This is a genomic window from Rhodococcus sp. KBW08 (assembly GCF_003852455.1).
Classification (GTDB): Bacteria; Actinomycetota; Actinomycetes; order Mycobacteriales; family Mycobacteriaceae; genus Rhodococcus_F; species Rhodococcus_F baikonurensis.
Window position 1 is genome coordinate 471,743 of record NZ_QAJJ01000017.1, and the last position, 22,499, is coordinate 494,241.

General features: G+C 61.3%; 21 protein-coding genes. 15 read left to right on the forward strand and 6 right to left on the reverse strand.

Annotated elements, in window-relative coordinates; all coding sequences use genetic code 11:
- Window positions 1-747, reverse strand: a complete 747-nt coding sequence (locus tag DBV08_RS22795) for a DUF4232 domain-containing protein (RefSeq protein WP_124568918.1) — start codon at window positions 745-747, stop codon at window positions 1-3.
- Window positions 748-844: 97 nt separating this feature from the next.
- Window positions 845-1,474, reverse strand: a complete 630-nt coding sequence (locus DBV08_RS22800) for a carbonic anhydrase (protein WP_124568919.1) — start codon at window positions 1,472-1,474, stop codon at window positions 845-847.
- A 228-nt stretch (window positions 1,475-1,702) separates the two neighbouring features.
- Here DBV08_RS22800 and DBV08_RS22805 point away from each other — a divergent pair, with 228 nt between their 5' ends.
- From DBV08_RS22805 to DBV08_RS22850, 10 genes are read left to right on the forward strand one after another with little or no spacing between them, the layout of a single operon-like run.
- The gene (locus DBV08_RS22805; RefSeq protein WP_260395713.1) at window positions 1,703-2,542 is read left to right on the forward strand and encodes an ABC transporter permease; all 840 of its coding nucleotides are present in this window, start codon (window positions 1,703-1,705) and stop codon (window positions 2,540-2,542) included.
- Window positions 2,542-3,387: an ABC transporter permease gene (locus tag DBV08_RS22810; RefSeq protein ID WP_020906104.1), complete on the forward strand. Its 846-nt coding sequence runs from the start codon at window positions 2,542-2,544 to the stop codon at window positions 3,385-3,387. Before DBV08_RS22805 ends, DBV08_RS22810 begins: the two co-directional genes overlap by 1 nt.
- The gene (locus tag DBV08_RS22815) at window positions 3,384-4,568 is read left to right on the forward strand and encodes an MCE family protein (protein WP_124568921.1); all 1,185 of its coding nucleotides are present in this window, start codon (window positions 3,384-3,386) and stop codon (window positions 4,566-4,568) included. The genes DBV08_RS22810 and DBV08_RS22815 overlap by 4 nt, the downstream gene beginning before the upstream one ends.
- Entirely contained in the window at window positions 4,565-5,575 is a 1,011-nt protein-coding gene (locus DBV08_RS22820) for an MCE family protein (protein ID WP_124568922.1), read from the forward strand. The genes DBV08_RS22815 and DBV08_RS22820 overlap by 4 nt, the downstream gene beginning before the upstream one ends.
- Window positions 5,572-6,564: an MCE family protein gene (locus DBV08_RS22825; RefSeq protein ID WP_260395714.1), complete on the forward strand. Its 993-nt coding sequence runs from the start codon at window positions 5,572-5,574 to the stop codon at window positions 6,562-6,564. The genes DBV08_RS22820 and DBV08_RS22825 overlap by 4 nt, the downstream gene beginning before the upstream one ends.
- The gene (locus tag DBV08_RS22830) at window positions 6,561-7,640 is read left to right on the forward strand and encodes an MCE family protein (RefSeq protein ID WP_124568924.1); all 1,080 of its coding nucleotides are present in this window, start codon (window positions 6,561-6,563) and stop codon (window positions 7,638-7,640) included. The genes DBV08_RS22825 and DBV08_RS22830 overlap by 4 nt, the downstream gene beginning before the upstream one ends.
- A complete protein-coding gene (locus tag DBV08_RS22835; RefSeq protein WP_124568925.1) occupies window positions 7,640-8,713 on the forward strand; it encodes an MCE family protein in 1,074 nt (357 codons plus the stop codon). Before DBV08_RS22830 ends, DBV08_RS22835 begins: the two co-directional genes overlap by 1 nt.
- On the forward strand, window positions 8,710-9,948 hold the full coding sequence (locus tag DBV08_RS22840) for an MlaD family protein (RefSeq protein WP_124568926.1): 1,239 nt from the start codon (window positions 8,710-8,712) through the stop codon (window positions 9,946-9,948). The genes DBV08_RS22835 and DBV08_RS22840 overlap by 4 nt, the downstream gene beginning before the upstream one ends.
- Window positions 9,945-10,499: a hypothetical protein gene (locus DBV08_RS22845; protein ID WP_124568927.1), complete on the forward strand. Its 555-nt coding sequence runs from the start codon at window positions 9,945-9,947 to the stop codon at window positions 10,497-10,499. Before DBV08_RS22840 ends, DBV08_RS22845 begins: the two co-directional genes overlap by 4 nt.
- A 58-nt stretch (window positions 10,500-10,557) precedes the next feature.
- Entirely contained in the window at window positions 10,558-11,199 is a 642-nt protein-coding gene (locus DBV08_RS22850; RefSeq protein WP_124568928.1) for a TetR/AcrR family transcriptional regulator, read from the forward strand.
- A gap of 3 nt (window positions 11,200-11,202) precedes the next feature.
- On the opposite strand, the gene DBV08_RS22855 is transcribed toward DBV08_RS22850, so the two are convergent.
- From DBV08_RS22855 to DBV08_RS22865, 3 genes are all read right to left on the reverse strand, one after another.
- Window positions 11,203-12,741, reverse strand: coding sequence for a long-chain-fatty-acid--CoA ligase (locus DBV08_RS22855; protein ID WP_124568929.1), 1,539 nt, complete (start codon window positions 12,739-12,741; stop codon window positions 11,203-11,205).
- A gap of 91 nt (window positions 12,742-12,832) precedes the next feature.
- Complete coding sequence (locus DBV08_RS22860; RefSeq protein ID WP_234036729.1) at window positions 12,833-13,612, reverse strand: SDR family NAD(P)-dependent oxidoreductase; 780 nt, start codon at window positions 13,610-13,612, stop codon at window positions 12,833-12,835.
- On the reverse strand, window positions 13,612-15,324 hold the full coding sequence (locus DBV08_RS22865; RefSeq protein WP_124568930.1) for a thiamine pyrophosphate-binding protein: 1,713 nt from the start codon (window positions 15,322-15,324) through the stop codon (window positions 13,612-13,614). Before DBV08_RS22865 ends, DBV08_RS22860 begins: the two co-directional genes overlap by 1 nt.
- A gap of 98 nt (window positions 15,325-15,422) precedes the next feature.
- Here DBV08_RS22865 and DBV08_RS22870 point away from each other — a divergent pair, with 98 nt between their 5' ends.
- The 5 genes from DBV08_RS22870 to DBV08_RS22890 all read left to right on the forward strand — a co-directional run bounded on the left by DBV08_RS22870 (window position 15,423) and on the right by DBV08_RS22890 (window position 21,619).
- On the forward strand, window positions 15,423-16,358 hold the full coding sequence (locus DBV08_RS22870; protein WP_124568931.1) for a helix-turn-helix domain-containing protein: 936 nt from the start codon (window positions 15,423-15,425) through the stop codon (window positions 16,356-16,358).
- A gap of 112 nt (window positions 16,359-16,470) precedes the next feature.
- Window positions 16,471-17,910, forward strand: coding sequence for an aldehyde dehydrogenase (locus DBV08_RS22875; RefSeq protein WP_124568932.1), 1,440 nt, complete (start codon window positions 16,471-16,473; stop codon window positions 17,908-17,910).
- 118 nt (window positions 17,911-18,028) lie between these two features.
- Window positions 18,029-19,435, forward strand: coding sequence for a 4-hydroxyphenylacetate 3-hydroxylase N-terminal domain-containing protein (locus tag DBV08_RS22880; protein ID WP_124568933.1), 1,407 nt, complete (start codon window positions 18,029-18,031; stop codon window positions 19,433-19,435).
- A 32-nt stretch (window positions 19,436-19,467) separates the two neighbouring features.
- On the forward strand, window positions 19,468-20,451 hold the full coding sequence (locus tag DBV08_RS22885; RefSeq protein WP_124568934.1) for a nitronate monooxygenase family protein: 984 nt from the start codon (window positions 19,468-19,470) through the stop codon (window positions 20,449-20,451).
- A gap of 16 nt (window positions 20,452-20,467) precedes the next feature.
- Entirely contained in the window at window positions 20,468-21,619 is a 1,152-nt protein-coding gene (locus DBV08_RS22890; RefSeq protein ID WP_124568935.1) for an acyl-CoA dehydrogenase family protein, read from the forward strand.
- A gap of 78 nt (window positions 21,620-21,697) precedes the next feature.
- Here the strand turns inward: DBV08_RS22890 and DBV08_RS22895 are convergent, their stop codons facing one another.
- Window positions 21,698-22,474, reverse strand: a complete 777-nt coding sequence (locus tag DBV08_RS22895) for an enoyl-CoA hydratase (protein WP_124568936.1) — start codon at window positions 22,472-22,474, stop codon at window positions 21,698-21,700.
- Between the last annotated feature and the right edge of the window lie 25 nt (window positions 22,475-22,499).

Sequence of the window (22,499 nt, forward strand, 5' to 3'; positions counted from 1 at the left end):
TCACGCGATGTTGAACGGCTCCGGAGAGCTTCGCAGTGCGCCGAGCTGACCGACAACCGTGTACGCGCCTGCGCCCACCGGATTGCGCTCGGGGTTCTGCGCGGTCGCGCACTCGGGGGTCGACGTCGTTGCCGACCAGGCGACCTTGAACGCGGCTTGCTCACCCGGAGCGAGATTGCGCACGTCGGCTGCGGGCTGCGGGTAGCAGTCGACGTTGGACCACAGACGGGTCTTGCCGTCGATGCTGTAGACGAGCACCTGCTGAAGGCCGCCCGCCAGATCTCGATCGCAGGGTGCCGAACCGATGTTGGTGATGACGATCGTGAACGACGGCTCTTCGCCGGGAGCAAAGGTCGCCTTGTCTGCGGTTGCCTTGACTGCCAGCGACGAGTCGGCACACTGACCGGCCGGGACCGGAGCCCCGGTGGTCGACGAAGACGAAGACGACGAAGAAGAAGATCCCGAAGCCTGCGTGCCCGAGCCGCCCGAACCACCGGCAGCACCGCCACCCGAGCCACCGCCACCGTCCGGTGCGTTGGATCCGGAAGGGTTGGGGGTGAAGGAGACGTCTGTTGTCAGCGAGGAACTCGCAGCGGCCGAATCGGCCTCCGGGGTGTCACTTCCACCGCCGAAGAGGGCGGACGCCGCCCAGATGATCAACGCCAGCGCAATAACGGCGGCACCAATGGCCAGCGCCCGGCGACGCCAGTAGATCTCAGGGGGCAGTGGTCCATTCGGTTCCAACACGGACTCAACGGTAGTTGGCTCAGGGTCGACTAACCGTCAGCTGAGACGGCGTGTCGGTGCCCATTGTCCGGTGCCAGGGATCACTGCCCCGGAAGATCTAACCCTCGACGCTCTCGCCGATGTCGCCGACAGCGCCCTGAACACGCATGTGACCGTCGGACAATGTGTACGTGACGCCGACGATCGCGCACGCACCCTTGTCCACCTTGTCGGCGATGATCCGCGACCTCTGCATGATCAACGAGCCGGTCTCCACGACGTGACGACCTTCGAGTTCGTCGACGGTGGACAAGCCTTCGTTGCGGCCCATCAGGATGGACGGAGCAACGCGCTCGACCACGCTGCGGATGAAGCCGTCGGGAACCGCACCCTTGTCCAGGGCGTCGAGCGTTGCCTTCACGGCACCGCAGCCGTCGTGCCCGAGGACGACGATGAGCGGCACGTTGAGCACGTGAACGGCGTACTCGATCGAACCGAGCACCGAATCGTCGAGCACATGACCTGCCGTGCGCACGACGAACATGTCGCCGAGGCCCTGATCGAAGATGATCTCGGCGGCTACGCGTGAATCACCGCAACCGAACAGCACCGCGGTGGGGTGCTGCCCATCGACGAGCTTCGCGCGATCGGCGATTCCCTGGCTGGGGTGAATGGACGCGTCGTTGACAAATCGCTCGTTGCCTTCGCGAAGGGACTTCCAAGCGGAAATGGGGCTTGATCGTGGCATTCACTCATTGTGCACCCGTCGCATTTCGGACTCTCGCCGGGAAGGTTGCGTAGACGCAAACGGAAGCTCCGCGTCCACATTCACGCCTTGTGATGGCGTGCCCGAATTGGAACTTACTTCAGAGTCAGTTTCCTGATACCGTCTCGGGACGTGACCTGGAGCACTTCGACCTTCCGAGTGTGATCGAAGAAACCCGACCAGAACGATTCGGCCGGAAAGGGGGATGGCGTGAGCACTGAAGTTGGAACAACCGGGGACGCAACGCCTGCCTCCCCCGCCAAGACGAACATGTTCTCGAACCTGCTGTCCGAGATCGGACTGCTGTTCACCTTCACCGTTCGCGTATGCGTCGCCGCTTTCACAACTCTGCGACACAAGCGCCTCGCCTGGCGTGAAGCGCTCGACCAGATGTGGTTTCTCGCCCACGTCACCTCGGTCGCTTCGGCACTGGTGATGATTCCCCTCGGCGTGGGCGTAGCTCTCCAGATCGGTTCGCTCGCAGACCAAATCGGCGCGGGTTCATACAGCGGTGCAGTCGTCGCGTTCCTCATCATCGGACAGGCCGGACCGCTGGTCTGCGCCCTGATCATCGCCGGCGTCGGCGGTTCCGCAATCTGCGCAGATTTGGGAGCGCGCACGATCCGCGAAGAGATCGATGCGCTCGAAGTGCTGGGACTGCCGGTACTCGAACGCCTGGTCGTCCCGCGGATGATCGCCATCGCCGTCGTCTGCCTTCTCCTGAACTCGATTGTTCTCGTAATCGGTTTGGGCGCAAGCCTCTTCGTGCACGTCCTGATCCTCGACGGCAACGCCCAGAGCTTCCTGCGCAATCTCGTTCAATTCAGTCAGCCCAGCAATTTCGTCGTCTCCGGCATCAAAGCCGTTGCCTTTGCGCTCATCTCGGGAATCGTGGCCTGCTACAAAGGCCTGACCGTCAAGCGTGGAGCCCAAGGCGTCGGCGATGCCGTCAACGAGACCGTCGTGCTCTCGTTCGTTCTCGTGTTCGTCGCCAACCTCGCAATTACCCAGTTCTACCCGCTGTTCGTCTCGATGAAGGGTGCCTACTGATGCACCTGCCCATCGCAATTCGTGCCAAGCGGGCCAGTTCGCGCACCGTCGACGGTCTGAGTCGACTCGGCGATCAGTTCACGTTCCACGCGCGTGTCATCACCTCGATTCCGGCAACCCTCAAGCGATATTGGCGTGAAGTCGCCCGTCTCGTCGCCCAGGTGGCATTCGGTTCGGGCACCCTGCTCGCCGGCGGCGGCAGCGTCGTCGTGATCTTCGCGATCTCGTTCTTCGCAGGTTCCCAGATCGGACTCGAGGGCTACCGCGGACTCAACCTCGTCGGCCTCGCACCGCTGTCCGGCGTGATGTCCGCCATCGCGAATACTCGTGAGGTCGCACCACTCGTTGCCGCAATCACCTTGGCTGCCAAGGTCGGAACTGGATTCACCGCGCAACTCGGAGCCATGCGGATCTCCGAGGAAATCGACGCACTCGAAGTCATGGCGATTCCCTCGCTGCGATACCTGGTCACCACCCGAATGATCGCGGCGCTCATCGCGGTGGTCCCGCTGTACCTGGTCGGCCTGTTTGCTTCGTACATGGCAACGGCGCTTGCGGTGATCCGGGTCAAAGGCCAGTCGGAGGGAACATACGGCTACTACTTCAGTCTTTTCCTCTCTCCCAACGACATCTGGTTGTCGTTGATAAAAGTCATGGTATTCGCGGTCGTCGTGACCCTCGTGCACTGCTACTACGGTTATACCGCGACGGGCGGACCTGAAGGCGTCGGGCGAGCAGCCGGGCGAGCGCTGCGCACCAGCATCGTCTTCCTGGCCTTCACCGACGTCGCCATGACCATCGCGCTCTGGGGACTCAAACCTCAGGTGCCCGGGTTGACCGGATGATCGTCACGGGCACCAGTCGAATTGCACTGGCACTGCGTGGTTTACTTGCGATAGTCCTGCTGATCGTCGCCTACGTCTTCTTGTTCAGCAGGGGCACGGACACGTTCAGTTCCACACCGCAGGTCAGTGCTGTCGTCCCTGCCAGCGCCGGTGCGCTGCGAGTCGGATCCTCGGTTCAGTACCGCGGCGTCGTCGTCGGTTCGGTCGCCGATATCGAGCCTGGCACCACCGCTTCCACCATCTCACTCGCAATCGACGAGGGTGCATTCGAGGACATACCGTCGACAAGTCAGGTGCGGCTGATGCCCCGCAACATCTTCGGCGACTTCTTCGTGGACCTGATTCAACCTGACGGTCTCTCGCGCGGTCCTGCTCTCGCGCCGGGTACCGAGTTGGCATCAGATCAGTCCGAAGTCGCGGTCCAGCTCTACCAATCGATCTCACGGATCTACTCGCTCGTTTCTTCCCTCGACCCCGCCGACATCAACGTGGCGCTCACGGCAGTCTCGGATGCGATGAGCGGCAAGGGAAACCAGATCGGTGAGTCTCTCGATTCAGTCCACCAAGCGTTGGTCGGTGCGCAGCCCGTCATCGACGGACTCGGTGACGACCTCGACGACATAGCCACGCTCGCCGACAGTCTCTCGACGAGTGCGCCCGACATGCTCGCCGCATTCGAGAACTCCATCACCACATCCAAGACCGTCATCGAGAAATCCGACGGATTGGCGGGGCTTCTGCGGGCGGGCACCAGCACGGGATCTGCCGCCACAAGTCTGATCGGTGACAATCGTGACCGCATGATCACCTTGATCGACGACGCCGATTCCCTCACCGGTGCAATCACTTCGCGGCCAGACCACATCACCACCTTCTACAACGGCCTGCGCAATCTCACGATCAATCTTCCGCCCGCGTTGGCCCACGGTCCGTGGCTCAGCACCGACCTACGGTTGTCTGTCACAGATCTGTATCCGTACGGAAAGACCGACTGCCCGCAATACGACGGGACTCGCGGCCCCAACTGTCCGGCCTCCGCGACCGCGTTCGGCGGAACCGTCGGCCCGGTTGGCAGCCCTGCCGAACGATCCCTGATCTCAGCTATCACCCAGGGCGGTACAGCTTTGGATACTCTCGTGGCGGGGCCGGTATTTCGCGGCACGACGGTGGTGGGCAGATGAGCGTGAAGAAATCTCTGATCAGGTTCGGATTGTTTGCCGCACTGTCTATTCTCGCCACCGTCGTCGTGGTGAGCACCCTGATCAACCCCGTCTCCGGGTCGAGCTCGCAGTACCAGGCTGTCTTCGTTAATGCGTCCGGTCTGGTCACCGGCAGTGATGTCCAGATCGCCGGAGTCCGAGTCGGGCGCGTCGACAGCGTCGAGTTGGTGAACAACCAAGCCGTCGTCGGCTTCGAACTCGAATCCACACAACGTATTCCGACCGGCGGTCGGGCGGTGGTGAGGTACGCGGATCTGTTGGGGGCACGGACGATCTCGATCGAACCAGGGCAAGACGGGGGCGCAACCGGCAATTACCTCTCCCCCGGGGCCACCATTCCCGTCGAACAGACTCAGCCCGCGATCGACCTCACCGACATCCTCGGCGGCTTCCGTCCTCTGTTCGACGCGCTCGACCCCACCGAAGTCAACGAGCTTGCCGCACACGTCGTCCAGGTATTCCAAGGACAAGGTTCCACCATCGAAAGCCTGCTGGAGCGCACTGTTGCCGTCACCGAGAACTTGACGTCCCGAGACGCGATATTGGACCAACTACTGACCAACCTCGACCGGGTACTCACCGTCACCACGACGAATCGACCCAACTTCGTCGAGATGATCAACACGCTCGACACACTGGTCGGCGGTTTGGCACAGGACCGCCAACAGATCTCGGCCGCAGTTGATTCCGCGGGTTCCCTGACTTCTTCCCTTCAGGACCTCGTGACGCGCGTGGAACCCGAGTTGGCTGGCGCGCTGACTTCCGTCGATCAATCGGCTCGGGTCGTCGTCGACAATCGTGAGTCGCTGGCGACCGGTATCACCGCGTTCGATCAATTGTTCACCCAGTTGGGGATCGCGATGAGCTACGGAAGCTGGGCGAACATCTACATCTGCAACTTCCGACTCAGCGCGCTGGACCAGTCGGTGACTCTCGGCGGCCCCGAGCGTTCGGCGGTGTGCCGATGAACTGGCTCACCGTCAAGAACCCGGTCCGCAACGGAATCATCTGCATTCTCGTCGGAGTCTGTGTAGTTCTGGCCGCACTCGTTGTCCCTCAACTGATCTTGAAGGTCAAGACCAACGAGTATCACGCCGTCTTTGCCAACGCCACCGGATTGACGCAGGACGATCCGGTCAACGTCGCAGGAGTCCCGAGCGGGGTGGTCACCTCGTTGGCGGTCAGCGGCAACTCCGTTGAAGTCACCTTCCGACTCGACGACGGCGTCACACTCGGCGAAGACTCCCGTGCGGACATCAAGATCTCGACTCTGCTCGGCCGACGCTCGCTCGACATCACTCCGAACGGATCGCGCTCGCTACCCGGAGGTTCGACCATTCCCATCGAGAACACGAGTGTTCCGTTCACTCTCGACGATCTCGGGCGAGGAGCACAAACCACTTCGGAAAACCTTGATCTGCAACAACTGCGAAATATGCTGACCGTGGTGTCCGACAACTCACCGGACGATCCCGAGCTCATTCGCCGCTCGCTCGAGGGAATCGACGCACTCTCCGGAGTAGTCAACGACAACGACGTTGCGCTCCGTTCCCTTCTCACCGGAGCGCAGCAGACGACCGCAACACTGCTCGAGCAGAAGGACACTCTGGAAACCCTTCTGGGAAATGCTGACCTGGTGATGGCCACGATCGCCGACCGGCGAGATGTGCTGAATGCGCTTGTACAAGACCTCAATCAGTTGAGCACCACACTTGCCCAGTTCCTGGGTGACAACCAGGCATTGCTCGACTCGGTCATGGGAGACATCCACGAGGTGACGGGAGTTCTTTCCGAGAACGAACAATCACTGACCACGCTGCTCGACAACTTCGCACCCAGCGTTCGGTACGTCACGAACGCGACCGGCAACGGCAACTGGCTCGATCTCAACTCACCCTCCACACTCATCCCGGACAACTGGTTGTGCGTCGTCGGGCTCGTTCAGGGGTGCCGATGACCACGACCGTCAAGAAACTCGCCGTGCTGGCAGCGATAGTGATCTGCGCGATCGGTGCCGTCCTGTTCGTCACGCGTGACGAACACCGACTCACTCTCACCGCCGAATTCACCTCGACCGACGCAATCTTCACCGGTAACACGGTGACGATTCTGGGAGTTCCCAGCGGAAGGGTCGAGAGCGTCACGCCGGAAGGCTCCCGGGTTCGAGTGGCGCTGAGCCTGCCATCCGGAACACGTATACCGGCCGACGCGCAGGCCTGGGTCCTTTCTCCCTCGGTCATCAGTGACCGCACAATCGAACTCGGCCCCGGATACGAGGACGGTGAATTCCTCGCGGACGGCGCAGTGATCCCTCTCGAACGAACTCACTCCCCGCTGACATGGGACCAGCTGACCGCATCGGTGAACGAACTGACGGTCGCGCTCGGCCCTGGCGCCGACGGCGGTGGGATCGGTGACCTCATCGGAGAAGGCGCTCACGCGTTGGACGGCAACGGGCAAGCATTCAACGATGCCGTGCAGTCCATCTCACAGGCCAGTTCGGTACTGGCCGGCGCGAGTCCTGACATCTCCGAACTGGTGAAGAACCTGAACACCCTCGTGCAGTTGATCGCGGACAACCAGACCCAGGTCGACTCGCTGTCGAACTCGGTGACCGTCACGGCACGCGCGTTCGGTACCCAGCGAGAAGACATCAGCGGGGCGCTCGATTCCCTGACCACGTTGCTCGGACAGGTCTCAGCGCTACTCGCCGAACACGGCGAGGCGGTCACCGCCGATCTGGGTACGCTTGCACAGTTGGCCGGCGCAGTCGCGACCAAACAGGACCAATTGCGCGAGATCATTGAAACGGCACCAACGGGATTCGAGAACGTTTCCAACCTCGTCACCGAAGAAGGCCGAGCCAGAGCACGGTTGAACGTCGCCACCGATCTCTCACAGTTCGACACGACACGAGAACTGTGCGAGAAGATGCCGATTCCGCTGTGCACAGGGCCCGGAATCGTCAATCCCATCGAATTTCCCTCGGTAGGCAGCTCCGACCTGGCACGCATCCTCGGTGGGGGCAACTGATGGCGTCGAACAAGTCCGTAGTGAGCGTTGTCGTGGCACTCGCCATCGCGGCGCCTTTGACCGGCTGCAGTCTCAACTTCCAGCACCTCCCTCTCGGGCGCTCTCTGCCGGGAGAGTCGTACCCGCTGAACATGGAATTCGTCGATGCGTCATTGCTTCCCGTCGGCGGCGAGGTGCGTATCGGTCAGGCAGTGGTCGGCAGAGTCACGTCGATGAGCGCGGAAACCTTTGCAGCCGTGGTACATACCGAGATCGAATCCGATATCGAACTACCCACCGGCACCCGCGCTCGGATCGAGTTGTCCACCCCGATCGGCGATGCGTTCGTCAACCTCGAAGTTCCGGTCGATTCAACCGGCCCCATGCTCGTACCAGGTTCCACCATCGAGCGTTCGGAGACCGTCCGCGGACCCGACGTCGCACAACTACTCGGCGCCGTCGGAACTTTGTTGAACGGCAGTGGGTTGGCACAGGTCAAGACCATCGTGAGCGAGGCTGATCAGATTCTCGACGGCAGGGAAGAGACGATCCGCGATCTACTTGGGCGCCTGGACACTTTTCTCGGGACACTCGAAGACCGAAAGGAATCGATCAACTCGGCGCTGGACTCGCTGAATCGGCTGAGCGCTCTCATCGGCGACGAGAGCGCCACCATCGACGAAGGCTTGCGCACACTCACACCCGCATTGGGCGTGATCGCCGACCAACGACAACCGCTCCTCGATCTACTCGACGAAACCGACAGACTCAGTACCGCAACCAATTCCGTACTCGACCAGTCGGCCGACCAGATATCAGAGATAACCGGACGTCTGTCACCTATCCTCGACCAGTTCTCGGCAATGGGCCCGACACTGGGTGAGACGATGGCCAACCTGGACAATGCGAGAGTGCTCCTCGAGCGCGCCAGCCCGGGTGATTACGTGAACATCGACCTCGACGTCGATGTCGAGGGCACCGTGACCGGAGTGCTCAACGAGATAATTCCGGGCGCCGCACCGCCACTGCCACCTCTGCCCGCCTCCGATCGGGAACTGCCGATCACGACACCCCTGCAAGGAGGAACGCGATGAAGAACCGAACCGTCTATTTCGAGATCGTCGCCTTTCTCCTCATCGCGGTGGTCAGCACGACGTATGTGCTCCGACAAGTAGGTGCTGGAGATCCCTTCACCGGAACATTCTCGGTCACCGTCGAATTGGAGAACGCGGCTGGAATCGCTCCGGGTTCGGAAGTGGCCTATCGCGGAGTCACCGTCGGCGACGTCGAGTCGGTGGAGGTTGACTCTGCCCGGGACCTCGTCGTGATGACGCTGAGCATCGCCGCCGACCAACAGATCCCCGACGATTCGCATGCGGCCATCAGCCAGGACACCGCAGTCCCGGTACTGAAAGTTCAGTTGACTTCGCAGACCGACGGCGGCCCGTATCTGCATGAAGGCTCAGTTGTTCCGACTGAGCGCACGTCGATCCCGGTCGCGTTGGGAACCGTGATCGCGAACTTCAACGCTGCTGCCGACACTGTCGATCCGGCAGACCTACGGACACTCTCGCACGAACTCGGCGAGGGATTGAACGGATTGGGTCCGGATCTACAAGCGCTCGTCGACAACTTCGACGTGCTTGCGCGCACCGTTCAAGCCGATCAGCCCCGTGTCAACACGCTCGTCGAGAACTCGCGCTCATTGTTTGCTGCGAACGAGGAGAATATCGACGCTCTTCCCGAAGTTGCACTCACACTTCGCCAATTGACAGATCAGGTACGAAACTCCGATCCGCAACTGCGCACTCTCCTCGATCGAAGCCCGAGCGTTCTCGACAATCAGATACTGCCTCTCATCGAACAGAGCCGCGAGCCGTTCAGTCTTCTGTTGGCCAATTCTCTCGTCTCCACTCAGATCGTCACCGCACGGATGCCCGCGGTCGATGCCTTGTTGGTGGTGGTACCCAAAGGTTTCGAGAAGTTCGGAAGTATCGTCGAAGACGGACGCGCTCAGCTTGATCTGATCACAGCACTGGGTCCGGTTTGTATCTACGACACGCCCCGGCGATCGGTACAGGACACCTCACCGACCACGCTCGACAAGAACCAACACTGCGCGGACCAGTCGGGCCGGATCCAGAATCGCGGCTCACAGAACGCCCCCACCGGAACTGGAACGATCGACGGGGTTGCCGAATACGATCCTGCCCTCGGCACGGTTGCAGCCGGTGACGGAACGTCGATTCGTCTGGGCCTCAACGGTGGTCAGAACACCGTTCTCGGTGACAACTCGTTTGCCGCACTACTAGTACAAGGAACGCAATGACCGAGACACCCCAGTCCGAGACACCCGAGCCCCAGATCTCCGAGAGTCCAACACCCACAGTCGTCGAGAAGCCCACGCGCCTTCGCAAGCAGACCCTGCTGATCGTTGCCGGCGCCTTGGTCGTCGTAGCGGCGCTCGGCTGGGGCGCCTTCGCGACCTGGCAGAGATCGATCGACGAAGACGCCCGCACCAGCGCACTGGACAGCGGACGGCAATTCGCCACTGATCTTGCGACGTACAACTTCCAGAACCTCGATCAGAACCTCTCCGTGGTGCGCGACAACTCCGTCGGCGAGTTTGCCGGCCAGTACGCCCAGGTGGCCGCTAATCTGCAGAACATGATCGTGCAGTATCAGGCGACCTCGTCCGCTCAGATCATTTCTGCCGGGCTGGCGAGCAGCGACCGGGACAATGCCGAGGTGCTCGTTTTCCTCGATCAGACGATTACGAACACCAACTCCCCGGATCCGAGGATCGACCGCAACCGCATGCAACTGTCGCTGGTCCGCGAGGACGGCGAGTGGAAACTGAGCAACGTGCAGTTGTTGTGACCTCGTCACGGCGTAGTATCTCCCCGAGCATTATCGAGCGATAGCTAGGGGACCCCGTATGGCCACGAAAGATTCGGCGAAGGACGCCACAGCCAGTTGGCGACGGATCGAGCCGCTCGAGCTGACTCCTATCCTGGAAGCCGCCCTCGAAGGATTCTACGACAACGGATTCCACGGAACGTCGGTACGCGAGATCGCGCGTCGTGTCGGTGTCACTATTCCCGCTCTCTACTACCACCACCAGAGCAAGGAAGGGATTCTTCTTGCTCTCCTGGAAGTTTCGACCAGCGACGTGCTCGCACGAGCACACACCGCCTACGCCGACGGTGGAGACGACCCCCGGCAACAGCTCACCAATGTCGTCGAAGCGATCGTCCTTCGCATGACCACCCGGTCACGCCTTGCGGCTCTCGAGGGCGAGGTGCGGTACCTCAGCCCCGAAAACCGCCAGCGATACCGCGTCGTACGAAAGGGTGTCGAGGAACTGGTACTGGGCATCGTGACGGAAGGCGCGGGACGAGGCGTCTTCTCGGTGGCGGACATCCCCGAGACCACGCGCGCGCTGCTCGCGATGTGCCAGTCGATTCCGCGTTGGTATCACGCGGAGGGAGAACTCACCCCGGCAGAGGTGGCTCAGAAGTACGCCGTGATCGCACTGAACACGGTTGGATGCAAACCCAGCCGCAAGCGTGCACGTTGATTCTCACACCGTCGTGTATCGCGCCCGAAGTTCACGCTTGAGGATCTTGCCCGTAGCGCCCAACGGGAGTTCGGTGACTATCTCGATGGACTTGGGGCACTTGTAACCGGCAAGTCGGCTTCGGACGAAACCTGAAATCACGTCGGTATCGAGTTGATGTCCTGCAGCAGCAACTACGACGGCTTTGACCGCCTCGCCCCACAGTGGATCCTCCACTCCGATGACGGCGACTTGGGATACTCCCGGATAATCGGCGATGACCGATTCGACTTCGATGGGATAGACGTTCTCTCCACCCGTGATGATCATGTCCTTCATCCGATCGGTGATGTAGACGTAGCCCTCGCTGTCGACCCGTCCCACGTCGCCGGTATGGAACCACCCGTCGGCATCTATCGCAGCGGCAGTCTCTTCCGGACGTCGGTAGTAGCCTTCGGTCGTTTGAGGAGACCTGACATAGATCTCGCCGGCCTCGCCGATCGCAACTTCCTCGCCTTCCGGTGACATCACCTTCAGTTCCACCCAGGGGTACGGTTTTCCCACCGAGCGCAGCAGTCCGACGTTCTCGCCGTCCACTGCATGGTCACAAGAATCGAGTTGCGTTACTGCTCCATGCGTTTCGGTCAGCCCGTAGACCTGGAACAGGGGCGTGCGGAACGTCTCGAGAGCTCGCTTCAAGACCGACGGTGTGATCGGGGAAGAACCGTAGGCGATGGATCGGAGAGTTGCGAAATTGCGCTCTCGCGCACCTGGCACGTCGACCAGCATCCCGATGACGGAAGGCACGAGGAAGGTATTGGTGATACTCATCCCTTCCATTACTTCCAACAGACCGTCAGGTGTGAATTCCGGGAGAACGACGTTGTGGGCTCCATTCGCGAGTCCCACGAGTACCCAACCCAATCCGCCGATGTGGAACAGTGGCATCGCACACAAGCTGACCGAGGATTCGTCGAATCCCCATGGCCCACCGGTTCGCGTGCATGCTTCCAGGTTCCTGTTGGACGTGAGAACGCCTTTGGGTTTTGCCGTGGTTCCGGATGTATACAGTTGCAGTACAACGTCGTCCAGGCTTCCGCGCCATCCCGGATCGACCGAACTTGCGCCTGCCGATCGAGCTTCGTAGTCGAACTCCTCGGAACCGTCGATCTTCACAACGCGCAGCTTCGTGACTCCCGATGCCTGCACCGCCGACACCACGCCCTCGAATTCACTGTGGAAGAACAACACCCGAGCGTCCGCGTCGGCGAGCACCTCGGCAACCTCGGCGCCGGACAACCGCCAATTGATGGGGATTGCCACTGCCCCGATCTTTGCTGCCGCAAGTACGATCTCGACGACTTGAGTCGAGCTTCTGTCCACCACGGCCACCCTGGTTCCCGAGCTACAACCCAGGTCGAGAAGAACGTTGGCCAGCCGACTGGTACGGAGGTCGAGCTCGGCAAACGTCATCGACCCGTCTCGACCTGTCAACGCGAGGGCGTCCGGTCGTGCAGCAGCGTGGCGTCGAGACTCATCGGCAAGGCGATATTGTGAGCACATCGTGAAAAGCCCCTTCTGGATTGGACGTAACTTCCGGCCCAGGCGTGTGCACGACGCCCGAGCGCTGTCTAACCGACGAACTCTCGACGAGCTATTGCATCGCCTCGATGTGTTTCATCACGTCCGGGTACCGACGCAAGTGAGCACCGCCGTTGACATCGAGAACCTCACCCGTGATCCACGAAGAAGCATCGGAGGCGAGGAAGAACACCGCTTCGGCAACGTCGCGAGGCAACCCGTTACGGCCGAGCGGAGTGTTCTCCGTGAAGTCCGCCTGAATAGCCGGAACACCGGTGAGACCCTCGACAAGAGGCGTTTCGACAAGACCTGGCGAAACCGCGTTGACGCGTATCCCCCGGTCTCCGAGTTCGAGTGCCGCCACCTCGGTGAGCATGGCGAGGCCCGCTTTCGCGGAGCAGTATCCCGCAAAACCTGCTGCTGCCTGTCGTGCGTTCAGCGAGGTGATCGACACGATCGATCCACCGGCAGTCATGGCACGCGCAGCATGCTTGATCACGAAGAAACCTCCGGTGAGACAGATGTCAACGGTTCGCTGCCAAGTTTGCGCCTCCAAATCCGTGATGAAGCCCGGCAGATTCACCCCTGCACAATTGACCGCGATATCCAACCGACCGTGCTGCGCCTTCGCCCCCTCGAATATCGCCTTGACCGATTCTTCGTCGACGACGTCGACCCGGACTGCTTCAGCTCGCCCACCGAGTTCTACGGCGCGTTTCCGCCCGCCTTCGACGTCGATGTCACCGATCACGACGATCACCCCTCCAGCGGCCAGCAATTGCGCTGTTGCCCAACCGATACCGGAGGCTCCGCCGATGACGACGGCTACCGCTCCTTCCATTCGCCCGGGCATCAGCGAGGAATGTTCTCGTAGTACGGGACAACGATTTCGTCCGTACTCGTGACGTCGCCCAGCATCATCGTCGTGATGGGGTGGACCACGTGCGGGTCCACCTCGACGTTGATACATGCAGGAACCCCCGCGTCGAACGCACGTTTCATAGCGTCGGCAATGGAGGCGACGTCCTTCACACGCTCACCATATCCACCAAAGGCCTCGGCAACTTTCTCGTATGCACTGTCTGCGAGTTCGGACACGACAATTCCTTCGTCCCCGTACACCGCTTCCTGGCCGTGGATCGACATCCCCCACACTGCATTGTTGAATATCACTGTCACAACCGGCATTCCGTGGCGGGCCATCGTGTCGAATTCCTGGATGTGGAATCCTGCGGCGCCGTCACCCGTAATGAGCACGACCGGTGATTCCGGTCGTGCTCGATGTGCGCCGATTGCGAAACCCGGCCCGACACCCAGACACCCGAGGTAGCCGAGCCTCAAGACACCACCAACTACTTCGGTGGTCGTGAAGAATTCACCCCACGACGGGGCCTCGGCACCGTCCATCACGAAAGTCGTACCAGGCGGGCAGGCTTCGACGATCGCGCGCGCTGCAAAGTACGGATGCGCCTTACCGCTTTCCGTCGCTTGGTCCTCGAAACCATGCCGGTGCGCGTGTTTCGCACTGGTGGCGGCATCGACCCAGGCACTCCAATCGGGCCATTGACGTTGCTCAGCCGCAGTTTTCAACGCGATTAGTGCTTCTCGACAGTCGGCAAGTATCGGAACGTCCACATCCTGCATACGTCCGATTTCGGACGCGTCGACGTCGATCTGAACCAACCGCGCACCGGGGAACAAACTGGTGCGTCCGCCGGTGAACATTCCGGCGCGGGCCCCGACAACGAACACCACGTCGGGCGTCGGCTGCCCGAGGGCAGGCAATGAACCGATTGCCAGCAACCCGCCGCCGGCGAGGCGATGGCTTGCGGGTACTGCTCCATCGGACTTCCCGGGGTAGAACACCGGCACATCCACCGTTTCCGCGAACGCCACAAGTGCCTCGCTCGCGTGGGAGAAAGTGACGCCGCCGCCGATCACAATAGCGGGGTTCGTCGCTTCACCGAGCAGATCGAGAGCGGCCTCGACCGCCGCGGCAGTCGGACCCGACCTCGCACTCAGGGTGTAGTTCACCGGAAACCTCACGGTGTCCTCGTCGGCTTCACCGAACATCACGTCGATCGGCACTTCCAGCAACACGGGCCCCGGAATTCCGGTCGTCGCCTTACGAATTGCCAGAGCAACTATCTCGGGAACGCGCGCCGGATCGGTGATGCGATATGCCCACTTGGTCACTGGAAGGGCCGCGGCAATCTGATCGAAACCACCCTGAAGCGGATTCGTCTCGGTCTCGCGCATCGGCGGAGCACCGACGACGAAGACAGTCGGAGTGCGATCGAGGAGTGCATTGGTCAGCGCGGTGTAGACATTGGTGAAGCCTGGGCCGGAGGTGACCACACAAACGCCGTAATTGCCCGTCACCCGCGCGTATGCATCCGCAGCGTGTCCCGCAGTGGCTTCGTGTCGGGTGTCGGTGAGCCGAATGCCATATCGCCGACAAGCTACGAGGAAAGCATCCAAATGCCCTCCATGGAGGGTGAAGACCTCGGTAGTGCCCGCTTCGGCTAGTGCCCTGGCCAGTAGTTCGCCACCGTTGACAATCATGTATTTCCTTCCGAATCTCGTGCTTGATTAACGATCGCTAAGTCATTTCACTGTATCGTGGGTCACAGTGCGACGCCAGAGTGGCATTATGCGAACACATGGCACGAAATTCCCCCCAAACCGATCGAATCGTCATGTTGACCGAACTGCTGGCATCCGACCCCACGACGGGGCGGAGCCTCGCCGACATCGCACGACACCTCGGCGTCGCAACGGCAACCTGCTACCCCATGGTCGTCGCTCTCACCGAGGCCGGCTGGCTCGTACGTCACCCGATCCGCAAGACCTACCAACTCGGCCCGGCACTAGTTCCCATCGGCCAAGCCGCCTCCCGCGCAATCGATGTCGTCGATCTTTCCCGTACCGTCATGCAAGAGCTGGCCGACACATCCGAACTGGCCTGTCTCGGATTCATCCGATCCGGCGCCGACCTCGTTGTCGCCGAGGCAATTCAACCGATCTCCAAACGCAGCGGAACTCTCGGCTTGCGCATCGGCGACAATGTACTGATGGCACCTCCACTGGGGGCAGGCCTTGCCGCATGGTTCGACGAGGACGACCTTCACGAATGGTTTCTCCTCGGCAAGGAAGCATTGGACACGGAGGCCACACTTCTACGGTCGGAGTACGAGCCGATCCTCATGGCCATTCGAGAGCGCGGTTTCGCCGTGGAATGCCTTCGCCAACAAGAACGTTCAATTTCCGACGCCGTCACCGAGATGCGCGGGCCGGGAGTCGGCGGCCAGAGGGCCGCACTCGCACTGAGAGAAGCACGACGTCTTCTGTCTGCGGATGTAGCGGTCGGAACACTCGACCTCGACGCCAATTATCAACTGCTGTCCGTCAATGCCGTCGCCTTCGCCCAGGACTCGACACCGGCACTGATCCTCTGCCTGGTCGATGCCCCGTCACCACTGACCGGGGAGCGGATCGCCGAACTGGGCAAACTCGTGCGGGAAGCCGCCGATCGGGTCACCACTCTCATGCACGGCCGAACACCTCGACCATTGACATCCGCAGACGGAGCAACATAGCTTGTAAATCCTATCGCTTATATAACGATCGATAAGTCTATGAGCGTGGCGGTCCGCCTACGTCCCGTGACCACCCCGATCCCCGCACACCCTTCTGCCGCAAGGAGCCTCCATGACTCTGACTCACTCCGCCCTTTACATCGACGGAACCTGGCAATCACCGACGACGCCGGACGCCATCTCGGTGCACTCGGCCAGCACAGAGGAGAAGATCGGCAGTGTGCCGGACAGCGCACCCAACGACGTCGATACTGCCGTCGCGGCGGCGGGCCGAGCCTTCCGGACGTGGTCGCGACTCGCGCCTGCCGACCGAGCCGACGCCTTGGATCGATTTGCCGCGGCCCTGGGGCGTCGCGCGGATCTCACAGCTCGATTGGTCAGCCAGCAGAACGGAATGCCGATCTCGATCTCCACTGTTGCCGAAGGACAAGGACCTTCAGGGCTTTTGAGCTATTACGCCGCGCTTGCCCGCACGACCGAGCTCGAAGAACACCGTAACGCGCTGGCCGGAACGGGAACCACCATTGTTCGGAAAGAGCCGATCGGTGTTGTCGCCGCGATTGCACCGTGGAACTTCCCCTCGCTTCTCGCAATGATGAAAATCGCCCCCGCGCTCGCATCAGGATGCACCGTTGTACTGAAGCCGTCGCCCGAGACCGTGCTCGACGCGTTCGTCCTGGCCGAGGCCGCAATGGAGGCCGACCTTCCTGCCGGTGTTCTCAACATCGTCACCGGAGGACCCGACATCGGCAAGTACCTCGTCGCTCATCCGGGCGTGCACAAGGTCGCCTTCACCGGCTCCACACCTGCAGGGCGACACATCGGAGCAACCTGCGGGCAACTACTGCGACCGGTATCGCTCGAGCTCGGCGGCAAGTCCGCCGCAGTCATTCTCGACGATGCGGACCTCGACGCGACGATGGCAGGTTTGGCGACGGCATCGTTGATCAACACCGGCCAGACCTGCTACGCCTCGACAAGAATTCTCGCGCCCGAAGGACGCTACGAGGAGGTGCTCGATGCCGTCACCGCAATGGTCGAGTCGCTACCGGTGGGCGACTCGTTGGACCCCACCACCTTCATCGGCCCTCTCGTGAGCGCCGGGCAGCGCGAACGTGTCGAGTCCTTCATCGCCACGGGCACTGCGGAAGGCGCACGGATCACGACCGGCGGATCACGACCGCGCACACTCGAGCGCGGATGGTTCCTGGAGCCAACCGTTTTCGGTAACGTCTCCGCGAACCACACGATTGCAACCGAAGAGATCTTCGGCCCCGTCCTCTCTGTCATTCCATACACCGACGAGGCACAGGCCATCGCAATCGCCAACGATTCCGAGTACGGCCTCGGTGGAACCGTGTGGACTGCCGACTTCGATCGCGGGTTGGAAAAAGCCCGCTCAGTCGATACCGGTTCGTTTGGGATCAACGGCTACACACTCGATTTCGGAGCACCGTTCGGAGGCACCAAGGCGAGCGGGATCGGTCGCGAGCTCGGACCGGAAGGCCTGGCCGCATACTTCCAGACCAAATCGATCTTCACCACGGCCTGATTCGTCACCTGCACCATGAGTGCCCGGAAATCGTCGAGCACACGATTGCACACTTACTTAACGATCGTTAAGCTAGGTTCAATGCAGTAACCGCGACAGAAGATCAAGGAAGTATCCAGTGGCCGTGCGATCCAGTGACCAGTACCGAAAAGGGCTCAGCGACGATCGTCGAGTCTTCTACCGAGGCAAGAAGATTTCCGATGTCTACGCCGAACCCGAACTGACTCTCGCAGTCGATCATTCGGCATTGTGCTACGACATCGCCGACGACCGACCCGACCTCGCGGTCACCGATGTCGACGGCGACCCAGTCAGCGCGTTCTACGTGGCGCCGACATCTGCGGACGATCTGATTCGGCGCGGCGCCCTGATCGAGGAAGTATCGCGACGCGGCGGCGGAACCATCGTCCTCAAAGAGGTGGGCAGCGATGCGTTGTTCGCCCTTCTGCGTGCAACCACGGGTGAAGGTCTCGAGAATGCGCGCGCTTTCTACAAGCGGGTCTGCGACGGCGATCTCGCACTCGCCGTCGCGCAAACCGACGTCAAGGGTGACCGGTCACTTGGACCGCGCCAACAGGCAGACCCAGACCTCTACCTGCACATCGTCGACGAGGACGCCGACTCCATCACCGTGCGCGGCGCGAAGTGCCACACTTCGTTCTCCGCCAACGCCGACGAGTTGATCGTGCTGCCCACCCGCGCGATGGGCCCCGAAGACGCCGATTACGCAGTGTCCTTCGCCATCCCGATCGACACACCAGGTCTCGAACTGTACGTCTCTCCCTACGCTGCCGGAGAACGCAACTCCTTCGAATTTCCGATCTCCACGAAACACAAACTCCTCGAATCGCTCACCGTCTTCAACGATGTCCGAGTACCGAAGAATCGAGTCTTCCTCAACCGTCAACCCGAACTTGCCGGGCCACTCGCGCTGGCGTTTGTCGATTACCACCGCTTCACCGCCATCAACTACAAGTTGCCCCTACTCGACATCATGGTCGGAGCAGCTTCACTGATCGCCGAGGCCAACGGCATCAGCAAGGCAGGCCATGTAAAGGGCAAGATCACCGAACTGATCACCTGGAGCGAGACCGTCCGTGGACTGGCTCAACTCGCCGCCGTTCGATCGAAGCCAGGAGCACACGGTGTCCGGCAACCAGATCCGCTTGCCGTCAACATGGCCAAATACCACTTCGCACATGGATTCCACAACGCGGTCGCCATCCTCACCGATCTCTCAGGTGGCCTCCTCGCCACCGGCCCCGGCGGTGAAGACTGGGACAATCCCGAAATTCGTGCAGTTCTCGAAAAATACTACGCTGCAGCAGTTCCTGCCGAAAAGCGTCTACGTCTGTTGAACTTCATTGCGGATCTGACCGCCCGCGACTACGGCGGATACCAGTCAGTCCTGGCTACGCACGCAGAAGGATCGCTCGAGGCCGAGAAACTGCAGATCTCACGCTCCTTCGATCCGACGAGGGCACGCGAATACGTCAGCGACCTCGCCGGAATCGCCCACCTCTGACCATTCGTCCCGAGAGAACAACAAGGATTTTCATGATCTCGACAGCATTCACGGAAACGTTCGGCGTTCGCCACCCCATCGTCCAAGGTGGAATGCAGTGGGTCGGCAGAGCAGAACTCGTCGCAGCCGTCGCCAATGCCGGCGCCTTGGGATTCATCACCGCACTCACGCAGCCGACGCCGGCCGACCTGGCGAACGAAATCGCCCGATGCCGCGACCTGACCGACCAACCGTTCGGCGTCAACCTCACAATTCTGCCGTCGATCACGCCACCGCCGTACGACGAGTACCGCCAGGTGATCGTCGACTCAGGCGTGAAGATCGTCGAGACCGCAGGTTCCAATCCCGCACCTCACCTGCCGATCTTCCATGACGCCGGCATCAAAGTGCTCCACAAGTGCACAACAGTCAGGCATGCGGTGAAGGCACAGGATCTCGGTGTCGACGGAATCAGTATCGACGGATTCGAGTGCGCCGGCCATCCAGGGGAGGACGATGTCGCAGGCTTGGTCTTGATTCCAGCTGCCGCAGAGAAGATTTCGATACCCATGATCGCTTCCGGCGGCTTCGCCGATGCACGCGGTCTGGTCGCCGCGCTGGCACTCGGAGCAGACGGCATCAACATGGGTACACGATTCATGTGCACCACCGAGTCTCCGATCCACCAGAACATCAAAGAAGCGATAGTCGCCGCAGACGAACCACAGACCGAACTGATCTTCCGACCACTCCGCAACACTGCACGCGTGGCAAGCAACACCGTCAGCCGAGAGGTTGTCGAGATACTCTCCCGCGGCGGGCAATTCGAGGATGTGCGCGACCTGGTAGCAGGAGCGCGAGGGCGAACCGTCTACGAAACCGGTGATCCCGACGCCGGCATCTGGACGGTCGGCACATCACAGGGACTGATCCACGACATCCCCACCGTAGACGAGTTGGTCCAGCGCATGGTGTCCGAAGCAGAGGACATCATCGGGGCACGCTTGCGTTCGATGACCGAACGCGTTTCCGTCTAGGACAGGAGAGCAACCCATGCGTCGAACACTGTTCACAGCCGACCACGATGCCTACCGAGAGACCGTGCGCGAGTTCATTGCCCGCGAGATCATGCCTCACTACGACAGCTGGGAAGAAGCCAGGCTCGTCGACCGATCGGCGTGGCTCGCCGCCGGCAAGATGGGTATCGTCGGTCTGGCCGTCCCCGAACAATACGGAGGCTCGGGTGAACTCGACTACCGGTACCGGTATGTGGTCGCCGAAGAGATCGCCCGTACCGGTACCACCTCGTTCGGCGCCGGACTCGGACTTCAGGACGACATCGTCATTCCGTACATCGCCGACCTCGGCACAGACGAGCAGAAGGCACGTTGGCTACCGGGTATGGCTGCCGGCGAACTCATCTGCGCCATCGCGATGACCGAGCCGGGTACCGGCAGCGATCTGCAAGGCATCAAGACCTCGGCTGTTCGAGATGGCGACGACTGGATCTTGAACGGACAGAAGACCTTCATCACCAGCGGTATTCACGCCGACATCGTCATCGTTGCAGCGCGCACCGATCCCGAAGCCGGGTCGCGGGGATTCAGCCTCCTCGTGGTCGAACGTGGGATGGACGGATTCACCCGCGGTCGCAAACTCCACAAGGTGGGGCTCGCAGGTCAGGACACAGCCGAGTTGTCGTTCGACAATGTGAGAGTCCCGGCAGGCAACCTCCTGGGCGAGGAGGGTGGAGGCCTCATTCATCTCATGGAGCGCCTTCCCCGTGAGCGCCTGTCGATCGCAGTGAGCGCAATCAGTTGCGCGCGTGCGGCCTACGAATGGACCAAAGGCTACGCGTTCGACCGTACCGCCTTCGGAAAGCCGATCGGCGACTTCCAGAACACTCGATTCGCCCTCGCCGAGATGCTGACCGAGATCGACGTGACACAGGCATACGTCGACAACGCAGTCCTGGCCATCAACGACGACCAGCTGTCAGCAGTCGAAGCGGCACAGGCAAAGTGGTGGGCCAGCGAACTTCAGAAGCGCGTCGTGGATCGTTGCGTACAACTACACGGCGGATACGGCTACATGATGGAGTATCCGATCGCCCGGGCCTACGTAGACAGCCGAATCCAGACCATCTACGGCGGAACCACCGAAATCATGAAGGAGATAATCGGCCGCGACATCGCGAAGAGTTGATCAGCACCGAGAACGACCGTGGTCCCGAACATCCTGTGTTCGGGACCACGGTCATTGTAAGCACCGTTCTCGCTCCGTCTATCCGAAGACTGCTGCGCGCTTTTCCTGAAACGCCGCAACACCTTCGGCGAAATCATCACTGCCCAACAGGTCGATCTGGCCTGAGCGCTCGCGTGTGAACGCATCACCGAGTTCGGTGAGCGTAGCGTCGTTGATCGCCTTCTTGGTAAACCGAAATGCAGGGGACGACCCGGCGACCAATCGGTGCGTCAGGTCTGCCAACTCCACCGCGAAAGCGTCGTCCTCGCACACGTGTGAGACCAGGCCGCAGTCGAAAGCATCTCGAGCGGATAATCTTTCGGCCAGCAGTGCCATGCGCATGGCGCGCGCGCGACCGATCGACGCTGCCACCAGTGCGGTGGCTCCACCGTCCGGCATCAATCCCACCTTTGTGAACGCGAGCAGAAAGTAACTCGACTCCGCTGCGAGCACGAGGTCGCACGCCAAAGCCAGCGAAACACCCACACCTGCCGCAGGGCCTCGTACCGCAGCGACCACCGGAAACGGAAACTCTCGAATGGCCTGCACCAAGGCATTGGCGGCATCGATCGTGTCCGCCGACGGCGGACCGGACAACGTCACGCCCGCGAGGTCCGCGCCCGTGCAAAAGGCCTTGCCCTCTCCTTCGAGAACCGCCACCCGCACATCCGAAGATTGTGTGTGCTCGACGAAGATCGTGGCAAGACTCTCCAGGGTTTCGGTAGTCAACGCGTTCATTCGCGCTGGCCTGTTGACGACTATGCGGAGCACTCCGCCGTCTCGGCTCGCGTAGACATCCGGTCGCGTTTCGGTCATTGAAATTCCTTGTCAGTCAGAATCG